General features: G+C 60.0%; 11 protein-coding genes and 1 riboswitch. Of the genes, 6 read left to right on the forward strand and 5 right to left on the reverse strand.

Annotated elements, in window-relative coordinates:
- Positions 1 to 13: 13 nt before the first annotated feature.
- Positions 14 to 409: a DUF1090 domain-containing protein gene (locus PspR76_RS28530; RefSeq protein WP_159960554.1), complete on the forward strand. Its 396-nt coding sequence runs from the start codon at positions 14 to 16 to the stop codon at positions 407 to 409.
- Between the two features lie 6 nt (positions 410 to 415).
- Here PspR76_RS28530 and PspR76_RS28535 read toward each other — a convergent pair whose 3' ends face one another.
- Positions 416 to 865: a c-type cytochrome gene (locus PspR76_RS28535; RefSeq protein WP_159960556.1), complete on the reverse strand. Its 450-nt coding sequence runs from the start codon at positions 863 to 865 to the stop codon at positions 416 to 418.
- 129 nt (positions 866 to 994) lie between these two features.
- Between PspR76_RS28535 and mltA the strand changes: the two genes are divergently transcribed.
- Positions 995 to 2,179, forward strand: coding sequence for a murein transglycosylase A (gene mltA, locus PspR76_RS28540; protein WP_159960558.1), 1,185 nt, complete (start codon positions 995 to 997; stop codon positions 2,177 to 2,179).
- A 126-nt stretch (positions 2,180 to 2,305) separates the two neighbouring features.
- Here the strand turns inward: mltA and PspR76_RS28545 are convergent, their stop codons facing one another.
- On the reverse strand, positions 2,306 to 2,692 hold the full coding sequence (locus PspR76_RS28545) for an MAPEG family protein (protein ID WP_159960560.1): 387 nt from the start codon (positions 2,690 to 2,692) through the stop codon (positions 2,306 to 2,308).
- Positions 2,693 to 2,887: 195 nt separating this feature from the next.
- Here PspR76_RS28545 and PspR76_RS28550 point away from each other — a divergent pair, with 195 nt between their 5' ends.
- On the forward strand, positions 2,888 to 4,147 hold the full coding sequence (locus PspR76_RS28550) for a cation:proton antiporter (RefSeq protein WP_159960562.1): 1,260 nt from the start codon (positions 2,888 to 2,890) through the stop codon (positions 4,145 to 4,147).
- On the opposite strand, the gene PspR76_RS28555 is transcribed toward PspR76_RS28550, so the two are convergent.
- The 3 genes from PspR76_RS28555 to PspR76_RS28565 all read right to left on the reverse strand — a co-directional run bounded on the left by PspR76_RS28555 (position 4,141) and on the right by PspR76_RS28565 (position 7,518).
- Positions 4,141 to 5,028 carry a formate/nitrite transporter family protein gene (locus tag PspR76_RS28555; RefSeq protein WP_159960564.1) on the reverse strand — a complete coding sequence of 296 codons (888 nt, stop codon included), beginning with the start codon at positions 5,026 to 5,028 and terminating at the stop codon, positions 4,141 to 4,143. The genes PspR76_RS28550 and PspR76_RS28555 overlap by 7 nt on opposite strands.
- Positions 5,029 to 5,097: 69 nt before the next feature.
- Positions 5,098 to 7,017, reverse strand: coding sequence for a patatin-like phospholipase family protein (locus PspR76_RS28560; RefSeq protein WP_159960566.1), 1,920 nt, complete (start codon positions 7,015 to 7,017; stop codon positions 5,098 to 5,100).
- 96 nt (positions 7,018 to 7,113) lie between these two features.
- A complete protein-coding gene (locus PspR76_RS28565) occupies positions 7,114 to 7,518 on the reverse strand; it encodes an acyl-CoA thioesterase (RefSeq protein WP_010167614.1) in 405 nt (134 codons plus the stop codon).
- A gap of 198 nt (positions 7,519 to 7,716) precedes the next feature.
- A riboswitch (S-adenosyl-L-homocysteine riboswitch) is annotated at positions 7,717 to 7,822 on the forward strand.
- A gap of 21 nt (positions 7,823 to 7,843) precedes the next feature.
- On the opposite strand from PspR76_RS28565, the gene ahcY reads away from it, so the two are divergent.
- The 3 genes from ahcY (at position 7,844) to PspR76_RS28580 (ending at position 11,193) form a co-directional block, all read left to right on the forward strand.
- Positions 7,844 to 9,253 carry an adenosylhomocysteinase gene (gene ahcY, locus PspR76_RS28570; RefSeq protein ID WP_159960568.1) on the forward strand — a complete coding sequence of 470 codons (1,410 nt, stop codon included), beginning with the start codon at positions 7,844 to 7,846 and terminating at the stop codon, positions 9,251 to 9,253.
- 172 nt (positions 9,254 to 9,425) lie between these two features.
- A complete protein-coding gene (gene metF / locus PspR76_RS28575; RefSeq protein ID WP_159960570.1) occupies positions 9,426 to 10,271 on the forward strand; it encodes a methylenetetrahydrofolate reductase [NAD(P)H] in 846 nt (281 codons plus the stop codon).
- 130 nt (positions 10,272 to 10,401) lie between these two features.
- Entirely contained in the window at positions 10,402 to 11,193 is a 792-nt protein-coding gene (locus PspR76_RS28580; RefSeq protein ID WP_159960572.1) for a substrate-binding periplasmic protein, read from the forward strand.
- The last annotated feature ends 42 nt before the right edge of the window (positions 11,194 to 11,235 follow it).

Below are 11,235 nucleotides of genomic sequence, written 5' to 3' on the forward strand. Positions count from 1 at the left end.
TCTGGAGCCTTACATGAAATTCCTCGCACCGTTTGCCCTGCTCACCTTTGCAAGCCTCATGAGCGCCCCGCTGCTGGCTGCCGAAGAAGCGCCACAACTGACAGGCTGCGCCGCCAAGCGCCAGGCCATCAGTAATCAGATCGACCAAGCCAAGGCCCATGGCAACAGTGAACAGCAAGCCGGCCTGGAAAAAGCCCTGAGCGAAGTCACCGCCAACTGCACCGACGCATCCTTGCGCAAAGAGCGTGAAAACAAAGTGCTCGACGCCAAGCACGAAGTCAGCCGCCGTCAGGCCGACCTCGACAAAGCGATGAAAAAAGGCGACGCCGACAAGATCAACAAACGCAAAGACAAGCTCGCCCAGTCGCGCAAAGACCTGCAGGAAGCCGTCGAAGAACTCGACCAGTAAACTCGGTCAGTGGTCCCGGAACTGTTTATGGCAGGCCGTGCAGGCATCTTCGACTTTCTGCACGGCAGGCCCCAGGTTGCTGGCCTTGTAAGGCTGCACCTGGCTTGCGATCACCAATTCACCGGTGGCCGCTTCAAGGTTTCGGGCCAGCTCCTGGAAGCGTGCCTGTTGCTGCCACACGTCATCCTTGGCGCTGGTGTGATCTTCCTCGCGTACGCTTGGGAAATGCTTCCACGGTTCGTGGGACAACGCATCGAGCTTGACCGCGCCTTCGGCGAATTTAGCCCCGTCGAACGGGATACGCCCACGCAACATGCCGCCCAGGTCTTCACCGGTCTTGAGCATCTGTTTGAAAATCGCCTTGCGCTGACCCAAAGGCGAGTTCGGATCGACACCGCCGCAGGCGGACAAGGTCAGGCAGGCCAGCAATACCAGGGTCAGTTTTTTAAAAGTCATCATGGCTTCAAGGTCACGGGAAACGGCGGCCAGTATCCTCGCCCCGCCCGCAAAGACCAATAGCCCTATTAATAATAAGGGTTGCCCGCCGACGTTGAAGCGCGGGCAATCGCTTCAGGAATTACGTGCATGAATGTCACCTCGAAACCTTGGAGCCGCCGCCTGGTATGGGCTCTGCCGATGATCGCGTTGCTCGCCGGTTGCGATGGCGGCAAAGACGCCGGCAAAGATGAAACTGTTAAGCCCCATGCGGTCGCCACCTATGTGAGTGCACCGTGGGAGGCGCTGCCCACCGTTTCCGACAGCGACCTGCTGGCCGGGTTTGAATCCTGGCGCAGCGCCTGCCAACGCCTCAAGGCTGATCCGGTCTGGGGCGCGACCTGTGCAGCCGCCGCCGCCGTGCCGGGCAATGCCGTGGCGGTTCGCGGCTTTCTCAAGGAGCGCCTGGATGTGTTCGGCCTGCGCTCGGCTGACAACACGCCGAATGGCTTGATCACCGGCTACTACGAACCGGTGTACCCCGGCAGCCTCACCGAAACCGCCACCGCCCATGTGCCGGTGTATGGCGTGCCGGATGACCTGATCATCGTCAACCTGGAAAGCATCTACCCGGAACTCAAGGGCAAGCGCCTGCGCGGTCGCCTCGAAGGTCGCGTGCTCAAGCCCTATGACGATGCCAGTACCATCAACGGCCAAGGCTCCACCGCCAAACCGATTGCCTGGCTGACCAACCCGATGGACCTGCAATTCCTGCAAATCCAGGGCTCCGGGCGTATTCAACTGGCCGGTGGGCGCCAACTGCGTGTGGGTTACGGCGACCAGAACGGCTACCCCTACCGCCCTATCGGCCGCTGGCTGGTGGAGCAAGGCGAGCTGAAAAAAGAAGACGTGACCATGGGCGCCATCAGCGCCTGGGCGAAGGCTAACCCGCAACGTATTCCGCAACTGTTGGCGAGCAACCCCAGCTATGTGTTTTTCAGCGCGCGCCCGGACAGCAACGAAGGCCCGCGCGGTTCGCTGAATGTGCCGCTGACCGCCGGTTACAGCGTGGCAGTGGATCGCAAGGTGATTCCGCTGGGCAGCCTGTTGTGGTTGTCGACTACCAAGCCTGATGGTTCGCCGATCGTCCGACCCGTGGCAGCCCAAGACACCGGCGGGGCAATCACCGGCGAAGTGCGCGCAGACTTGTTCTGGGGCACCGGTGAGGCGGCGGGTGAATTGGCCGGAAATATGAAACAGCAAGGGCAGATCTGGATGCTGTGGCCAAAAGGCGCGGCGCTGCCGCATGTGCCGGACGCGCCTGCCGGGACCTGACAGCCCGCCGAGAAGCAAATGTGGATAAGAACTTATGTGAAGCGGGCTGATTGTGGCGAGCGGGCTTGCCACGACAAGCCCGCTCACCTCAGTAAGCAAGTTCCCACAGAGAACGTGCGCTAGGCCTTAGATCGAAACAAAGAAGAAACTCGCAATCAGCGCCATGCCTACGAACCACACCAGCGAGCGCAGCATCGCCCAGTCCGCCAGGTAGCAAATGATGTACAGCAAGCGGCTGGTGATAAACATCACCGCCAGCACATTGATGGTCACCAGCGAGGCCGTGCCGGCCAGGTGCGCAATGATCACCGCCGCAGCAAATGCCGGCGTCACTTCAAAGCTGTTGAGTTGCGCACTGTGGGCGCGTTTGGCGAACCCTTCGAGCGTGTCCAGGAAGGCACGCGGGTCGTGGTTCTGGCGTGGCCCGAACTTGCCGCCGCTGAACTTGGCCACACCCGTGCACAGGTAAGGCAGGAAAATTGCGATCAACACACACCAGAAAGCCACCGTCATCACTGAATCCTTTTGTAGTTTTAGCCAGCGGTTAGAGTTTTAGCACTAAAAATGCCACACCGCACTTAACCGCTATGAACCACGCCACGGCAAAAGGTTCTGCCGGCCTTTTGCCCCTTGGCTTGCAACATCCCGCCACTGCTGCGGTCCATCCACCCACTAACCAACGCTCACTCCACCTTCCAAGGACCCCGGATGCTTGAACTTGTCGCCGCCTTCATTTGCCTCACCACGCTGCTCACGTATGTTAACTACCGCTTTATCGGCCTGCCACCCACCATCGGTGTGATGGTCACGGCCCTGCTGTTTTCGCTGATCCTGCAAGGCCTGAGCTTCATCGGCTATCCAGGCCTGGAAGAGCGCATTCAACAATTGATCGGCCAGATCGACTTCGGCGATCTGCTGATGAACTGGATGCTCTCGTTCCTGCTGTTCGCCGGCGCCTTGCACGTCAACTTGAACGACTTGCGCAATTATCGCTGGCCCATTGGCCTGCTCGCGACCTTCGGCGTGTTGATTGCCACCGTGGTGATCGGCAGCTTGGCGTACTACATCTTCGCCCTGTTCGGCTGGCATGTGAGCTTCCTTTACTGCCTGCTGTTCGGCGCACTGATTTCGCCCACCGACCCGATCGCCGTATTGGGCGTGCTGCGCACCGCCAACGCATCGAAACCGCTGAAAACCACCATCGTCGGCGAGTCGCTGTTCAACGACGGTACGGCGGTGGTGGTGTTCACTGTGCTGCTGGGGATTGCGCAACTGGGCGAAACACCGACCGTGGGCGCCACCGCGATGCTGTTCGCCCATGAGGCGGTTGGCGGCGTGGTGTTCGGCGGGCTGATCGGCTACCTGGTGTACTTGATGATCAAGAGCATCGAGCAACACCAGATCGAAGTGATGCTGACCCTCGCGCTAGTGATTGGCGGCTCGGCAATGGCCACCGAACTGCATGTCTCGGCGCCCATTGCGATGGTGGTGGCCGGGCTGATCATCGGCAACCTGGGGCGCAAGCTGGCGATGAACGACATGACCCGGCGCTACCTGGACGGTTTCTGGGAGCTGCTCGACGACATGCTCAACGCCCTGCTGTTTGCGCTGATCGGCATGGAGCTGTTGCTGTTGCCGTTCAACTGGCTGCACGTGTTGGCCGCCAGTTTGCTGGCCGTGGCGATCCTGCTTTCACGCCTGCTGACCGTGGCCCCGGCGATCCTGCTGCTGCGCCGCTGGCGCACGGTGCCGCGCGGCACTATCCGCATTCTCACCTGGGGTGGTTTGCGCGGCGGGGTTTCAGTGGCGCTGGCGCTGGCCTTGCCGCTGGGCCCGGAACGCGACCTGCTGCTGAGCATCACCTACATCGTGGTGCTGTCGTCGATCCTGTTGCAGGGTTTGAGCATCGGCAAGCTGGTCAAGCGCGTGACCCGGGACGAGCCCCAAGCCACGCCTGAGCATCACTGATCCTTGTTGATCGGCTGCGGATGCCTCGGGTCCGCAGCCTTTTTCCCTGGCAGGCTGCTTTCGCTGCGAATCTGCGCATGGCTGATCAGGGCAAAGATAAAACTGCCACCGATGATATTGCCCGCCAGGGTCGGCCCGGCGAACACCAGCCAGAAGTCCTTCCACGGCAACTCACCGGCAAACACCAGGTAAGACACTTCCGCCGAGCCGACGACGATGTGGGTGAAATCCCCTAACGCCATCAAGTAAGTGATCAGGATGATGATCCACATCTTGGCGCTTTCCATCGACGGGATCATCCACACCATGGTGGCGATCATCCAGCCCGAAATGATGCCCTTGGCAAACATCTGGCCGGCGTCGTTTTCCATGATCTTGCGGCCGATTTCGAGAAAGGCCATGTCGGTCTTGGTGTCGAAGATCGGCAGGTGCAGCATCACATAGGCCACCAGCAAAGTGCCGCACAGGTTGCCCACCAGCACCACTGTCCACAACCGTAGCAGTCGCGCGGCATTGCTCCATGTGGGTTTGCTCATCACCGGCAACACCGCGGTCAGGGTGTTTTCGGTAAACAGTTGCTGGCGCGCAAGGATCACCGCGAGGAAGCCCGCGCAGTAGCCGAAGCTGGCGATCACCTTAAAGGCCTCGCCCTGGGGCAGTCGGGAATTGAGCAACCCCATGGCCATCAGCGAGAGGCCCATGGTCAGCCCGGCCGCCAGTGCCGACCACCACAAGGCGGCGACACTGCGCTCCAGTTCCTGGTCACCTTGAGTACGGATAATTTCATGCAGAACCGCCGCGCGGGGCGGCTGGTTCTTGTCAACGTCTTGCTGTTCTTCCTGCGACAGGTTGGGGGTTTTACCGTCTGCTTGAGTGGCCATGATGTACCGAGTCCGAGGGGGCTTTTAGCTACGACACGCCGCGACGGTGGCTGTTCAGTGGCCAGACGACTAAACCGGTATGCGCCAGGCTTTAGCCATTTCTACGGTGGTAGAGCTGTGCGGCTTACTCCAGGGCTTATTGCGTGCTTTATAGTGCTTAATGATGCCGTCAAGCACACTGTTGAACTCCGCCGGCGTGGTTGCGTCACCCAAGTCACGCACCGCACGCCGCAACAGCTCGACATTGGACTTCGGCTGGCCGGGACGGTACAGCGATGGGTAAATGACCTCTCGCACAAAGTTTTCAGCCTTCACCGCAATATCGCGTCGGCGCATGTGCGCCACGCCACTGGCCATGACCTTGGACAGGGGAGAGTCAGTGCCCGATTTCTGTTTAGCCGCCACTTGCAGCAATTGCTGAAAATTGTGCTGGCTCGCGGCATTAAGCCGCCGCCCCAACCACTCGATATGCTCGGGCCGACGCGCGAGCGCATCCAGATTACGGAGTGCCGAGGTCACCTGTGGCGTTAACACCAGAGACGTACCGGTTTGATTCGCTTGCGTGATCGCACTGTCCAACGTTTGCAGCGCCTGCTGCGCGTTCTTTCGAAACAACAACGCCGCAGCGCCTGCCGGGTCCTTCTGCAGTTGATCCTGCACACTGGCCAGCATTTTATCGTCCATCGCCAACACAGCATCTTCCAAGGAAGCGAACGGATGCTGCTCACGCACCAGTGCGCGCTTTTCCAGGTGCCCCTCCACCGTTTGACGAGCCAGGGTCTGCAGCCGCTGTTTTTGCTCGGGGGTCATGGTGAAGTTGACGGTGCCATTGAGCAGGCCGCGAAAGTCGCCTTTGTCCGTGTTCAGCGGCAACGTGACGGACTGATCGGCATACGATTCGAGCCGTTCCTCTTGGTAGGCGTCTGCCGCCGCGTGCGGCGTACCGGTAAAGAGGTCGCCAAGATGACTGAAAAAACCACCGCTTGTTTGGGCCGCTGTCGCCTTTTCGGGCTCGAATTTGACGATCAACGATTCGTCCTTGCCCAACGAGCTCTCCGGAAACGAACGCTCAATGACGCCGGGAGCCGGGGTGTTGACGAGCAGCCCACCGTCCTGAAAGGCCGTCACTTCGGCCGCCGCCTGGAAATCATGGCCCTGCTCGGCCGGGCTCTTGAACAGCCCCGGCAGCGAACCCGAGATACGTGCTGCGTGGGCGATGTCCATATCCGGGGTGAGGCTGGCATTGAACACCACCAACTGCGGTCGCCCATCGAACATGCCCGTACCGGTGATGTTGAGCTGCTTGATCGCCGGGATGTGACGGCTCAGCACCTCAAGGTCGCGAAACGTCGGCGCCCCGCCCGCGTTGAGCCGGTCGGCGATTTTCATGACGTCGGCGGGTCGGGTGGCCTGGGGCATGCCCGCGATATGGGCAAGAATCGATTTGCGCGATTCGTTGCGCATCATCTCTTCCAAGGGCTGCGCCTCGGTCTGCAGGCGCGGCAGCATCGTCAGCAGCAGTTGGGAAATATTGCCGGCGGGGCCGGGCAGACGACGGGCGAGCTTGCCCAGCTCGGAGCTGAGCGTTTGCAGCTTGGCAGTCAAAGGGTCTTTGCTGTTGAGCAGGCTGGGCAAGTCAATGCTGTTCGACAGCGCGCCAAACGCCTTGGCGCCCATGCCACTGGCGAGCAACGTTGCGGAAATAGCACCGGCTGAAGAGCCGGAAATCACCTTGATGCCCGAGAGTTTGTTGGCCTCTTCAAGCGCTTGCACCACCCCTGGAAAGGCGATGCCCTTGGCGCCACCGCCGCTGAGCACAAGATGGGCCGGAGGGGGCGGCGACAGCATCACCTCCACCCGACCATCGCTATAGCGATACACACTCAGGTTGCGCTCGCCCACGCCTTTTACCAAAGGCGTTTTCACGTCCTGGCCGGTGCTTTGAGGCAATGAAGGTTGATTCGGTGCAGACGAATTGGAAACTTTCATACATGGCTCTCTCTACAGGTTGTAGTCCTGAGTGACGAGAGAGCCCAAAAAGAATCCGTCGGGAATGATCCCGAAACGAATCAAACCGAAGCGGGGTTATTCGCTGATGCCGTCTTCCTGAAACTGGTCCTTCACGTACTTGATCTCGGTACGGCCGTGAGGTGCCGGCAGGCCGTCTTCCCCCAGGTTGACGAAAACCATTTTTTCCACGGTCAAGATACTTTTGCGGGTGATCTTGTTGCGCACTTCACAGGTCAGGGTGATGGAGGTGCGGCCGAACTCGGTGGCGGTGATGCCCAGTTCGATGATGTCGCCCTGGCGCGAGGCGCTGACGAAGTTGATTTCGGAGATGTACTTGGTCACCACGCGCTGGTTGCCCAATTGGACAATCGCGTAGATGGCCGCTTCTTCGTCGATCCAGCGCAGCAGGCTGCCGCCGAACAGGGTGCCGTTGGGGTTGAGGTCTTCGGGTTTTACCCATTTGCGGGTGTGGAAGTTCATGGTCACTCCAAAGCGTCTTGCCGAATGATGGGCAACATCATGGCAGAGCGCGGGCCCAAGCTCTATGAACCATTGCCTATCAAGCCGATGAGCGATCTTCATATGGCTGACAGAAAGGCTTGGGAAGTCTGGCGCACACAGCTATAATCGCCACCGCTTCAAAACGGTCATCTCTGATTGATACCGTTCTCCCGCCACCTGTCCGAGGGGCGCTGCAGCAGGCTCGACCTGTCAGGCTCGGATGGGGCGTTGTCCGGCCTGGTTAGCCAGCTGGATACTAAACGCACAACGGCGCCCATTCGCACACTACGAATGGAGGCTCTTCATGAGCGCTGTAATCACGCCTGCAGATTTTACCGACTACAAAGTCGCCGACATGTCCCTCGCTGCCTGGGGCCGTCGCGAAACCTTTATCGCCGAATCCGAAATGCCGGCCCTGATGGGTCTGCGTCGCAAGTATGCCGCTGAGCAGCCGCTCAAGGGCGCGAAGATTCTCGGCTGCATCCACATGACCATCCAGACTGCCGTGCTGATCGAAACCCTGGTTGCCCTGGGTGCCGAAGTACGCTGGTCCTCCTGCAACATTTTCTCGACTCAAGACCAGGCCGCTGCCGCTATCGCTGCAGCCGGCATTCCGGTATTCGCCTGGAAAGGCGAGACCGAAGAAGAGTACGAGTGGTGCCTGAAGCAAACCATCCTCAAGGATGGCAAGCCATGGGACGCCAACATGATTCTCGACGATGGCGGCGACTTGACCGAACTGTTGCACAAAGATTATCCGCAGGTGCTCGAGCGCGTTCACGGCGTGACCGAAGAAACCACCACTGGCGTTCACCGCCTGCTGGACATGCTGGCCAAGGGCGAGCTGAAAATCCCGGCCATCAACGTCAACGACTCGGTGACCAAGAGCAAGAACGACAACAAGTACGGCTGCCGTCACAGCCTGAACGATGCGATCAAGCGCGGCACCGACCACCTGCTGTCGGGCAAGCAAGCCCTGGTGATCGGCTACGGTGACGTGGGCAAGGGTTCGTCCCAGTCGCTGCGTCAGGAAGGCATGATCGTTAAAGTCTCCGAAGTTGACCCGATCTGCGCCATGCAAGCCTGCATGGACGGTTTCGAAGTGGTTTCGCCGTTCATCGATGGCGTCAATGACGGCACCGAAGCGAGCATCGACAAGGCCCTGCTGGGCAAGATCGACCTGATCGTGACCACCACCGGTAACGTGAATGTGTGCGACGCGAACATGCTCAAAGCCCTGAAAAAGCGCGCAGTGGTCTGCAACATCGGTCACTTCGACAACGAAATCGACACCGCTTTCATGCGCAAGAACTGGGCATGGGAAGAAGTGAAGCCACAGGTACACAAGGTTCACCGTACCGGCGCTGGCAAATTCGACCCACAAAACGATGACTACCTGATCCTGCTGGCCGAAGGCCGCCTGGTTAACCTGGGCAACGCCACTGGCCACCCAAGCCGCATCATGGATGGCTCGTTCGCCAACCAGGTACTGGCGCAGATCTTCCTGTTCGGCCAGAAATACGCCGACCTGTCGCCAGCCCAGAAAGCCGAGCGCCTGACCGTAGAAGTACTGCCGAAGAAACTCGACGAAGAAGTGGCCCTGGAAATGGTCCGCGGCTTCGGCGGCGTAGTGACTCAACTGACCAAGACCCAGGCCGACTACATCGGCGTGACGGTCGAAGGCCCGTTCAAGCCGCACGCTTACCGCTACTAAGCAGCCGGCCCGCTCCCTGGCGGAGCGGGCTTGTGTGGGAGCGGGCTTGCTCGCGAATGCGGTATGTCAGTTGATGCAATCGGCGACTGATACACCGCATTCGCGAGCAAGCCCGCTCCCACATTAAATCGGTGCATGACTTCCGGTATCTGAGTTTCATAGGGTTATTACCATGTCCCAAGACCGTCGCTACAGCTTCGAGTTTTTCCCGACCAAGACCGATGCTGGGCATGAAAAACTGATGGCGACTGCCAAGCAGTTGGCCAGCTACAACCCCGACTTCTTTTCCTGCACCTACGGCGCCGGCGGCTCGACCCGTGATCGCACGATCAACACCGTGCTGCAGCTGGAAAGTGAAGCCAAAGTTGCCGCCGCTCCGCACTTGTCGTGCGTGGGCGACAGCAAGGCCGACCTGCGCGGCCTGCTGACCCAGTACAAACAAGCCGGCATCAAGCGCATCGTCGCCCTGCGTGGTGACCTGCCGTCCGGCATGGGCATGGCCAGCGGTGAGCTGCGCTACGCCAATGACCTGGTGAGCTTCATCCGTGAAGAAAGCGGCGATCACTTCCATATCGAAGTGGCGGCGTACCCGGAGATGCACCCCCAGGCACGTAATTTCGAAGACGATCTGCACAACTTCGTGCACAAGGCCAACGCCGGCGCCAATAGCGCGATCACCCAGTACTTCTTCAACGCCGACAGCTATTTCTACTTCGTCGAGCGTGTACGTGCGATGGGTGTAAACATCCCAATCGTGCCCGGCATCATGCCGATCACCAACTACAGCAAGCTGGCGCGTTTCTCCGACGCTTGCGGTGCCGAGATCCCACGCTGGGTGCGCAAGCAGCTGGAAGCCTATGGCGACGACGTCAAGAGCATCCAGGCGTTCGGTGAACAGGTTATCAGCGAGATGTGTGAGCGTCTGTTGCAAGGTGGCGCACCAGGGTTGCACTTCTACACCCTGAACCAGGCTGAACCGAGCCTGGCCATCTGGAACAACCTCAAGCTGCCACGCTGAGGCTCGCGCCGATACGCCAAGGCCCTCGTCAATACGAGGGCCTTTTTGTTTCAAATGCGCCACATCAACTTGCCCGCGAATGCGTGTGCCAGAGCTTCTCTTTAGGGCAGGAGCGTCGTAACCTCAGGGCATGCCCGTCATTCTCAAGCTGTTGACCACTGTGCTTTTCACTTGCCTGAGCCTCACCGCTTACGGCGAGAAACTGCGCATTGTCACCGAGCCCTGGGCGCCTTACGTATACGACGAAAACGGCAGCATGCGCGGCCTGGATTACGAAACCACGGTGATCGTGTTCCAGCGTCTGGGTGTGGACGTGGAGTGGCAGTTCCTGCCCTGGAAACGCTGCCTGGCCATGCTCGACCAAGGCCACGCCGACGGCGCGCTGGATATTTTCCACAGCCATGAACGCGACGCTTTGCTGCTCTACCCCAGTGAGCCGCTGTCGGATGTGGAGTTTGTGCTGTTCTACGCCAACGACCGCCCTCACCCAGCCCAAACCCTGGATGATTTGCGCGGGCTGACCGTGGGTACTTCGCCGGGTTACCTGTATGGCGACAGCTTCAGCGACTCCACGTTGTTCAACCGCGAGCCGGCGCCCAGCCACGAAGCCAACTTCGGCAAGCTGTCGCTGGGGCGCGTCGATCTGGTGATTACGGATCGCCGGGTGGGCCAGCATGTGATCAAGGCCATGGGCCTGGAGGGCAAGGTCAGCCAGGCTCCTGTGGTGGTCAGCCGCCAGGCGCAGTTTCTCGCCGTGCGTCGTGGCGCAGGCATGGACCTGCTGGTGCAGCGCTTCGCCGCCGAACTCAAGCGCTTCAAACAGGAGCCGGCGTACGCCCTCTTGAGTGCCAAATATGGCGGAGTCAAAGACATTACTGCCTCAGAACACACCGTTGAGCAGCAGGAAAGCGGCGCGCCGTGATTGCTCTGTTATACTCCGGCCTTTCCGCCAGGCTCACGCCCG

Origin of the sequence: Pseudomonas sp. R76 (assembly GCF_009834565.1) — a bacterium.
Classification (GTDB): domain Bacteria; phylum Pseudomonadota; class Gammaproteobacteria; order Pseudomonadales; family Pseudomonadaceae; genus Aquipseudomonas.

What these genes read in the sequence shown, in the direction of transcription:
- PspR76_RS28530 (WP_159960554.1), top strand. Translation starts at nt 14, where the DNA reads ATGAAATTCCTCGCACCGTTTGCCCTGCTCACCTTTGCAAGCCTCATG.
- PspR76_RS28535 (WP_159960556.1), bottom strand. Translation starts at nt 865, where the DNA reads ATGACTTTTAAAAAACTGACCCTGGTATTGCTGGCCTGCCTGACCTTG.
- mltA (WP_159960558.1), top strand. Translation starts at nt 995, where the DNA reads ATGAATGTCACCTCGAAACCTTGGAGCCGCCGCCTGGTATGGGCTCTG.
- PspR76_RS28545 (WP_159960560.1), bottom strand. Translation starts at nt 2,692, where the DNA reads ATGACGGTGGCTTTCTGGTGTGTGTTGATCGCAATTTTCCTGCCTTAC.
- PspR76_RS28550 (WP_159960562.1), top strand. Translation starts at nt 2,888, where the DNA reads ATGCTTGAACTTGTCGCCGCCTTCATTTGCCTCACCACGCTGCTCACG.
- PspR76_RS28555 (WP_159960564.1), bottom strand. Translation starts at nt 5,028, where the DNA reads ATGGCCACTCAAGCAGACGGTAAAACCCCCAACCTGTCGCAGGAAGAA.
- PspR76_RS28560 (WP_159960566.1), bottom strand. Translation starts at nt 7,017, where the DNA reads ATGAAAGTTTCCAATTCGTCTGCACCGAATCAACCTTCATTGCCTCAA.
- PspR76_RS28565 (WP_010167614.1), bottom strand. Translation starts at nt 7,518, where the DNA reads ATGAACTTCCACACCCGCAAATGGGTAAAACCCGAAGACCTCAACCCC.
- ahcY (WP_159960568.1), top strand. Translation starts at nt 7,844, where the DNA reads ATGAGCGCTGTAATCACGCCTGCAGATTTTACCGACTACAAAGTCGCC.
- metF (WP_159960570.1), top strand. Translation starts at nt 9,426, where the DNA reads ATGTCCCAAGACCGTCGCTACAGCTTCGAGTTTTTCCCGACCAAGACC.
- PspR76_RS28580 (WP_159960572.1), top strand. Translation starts at nt 10,402, where the DNA reads ATGCCCGTCATTCTCAAGCTGTTGACCACTGTGCTTTTCACTTGCCTG.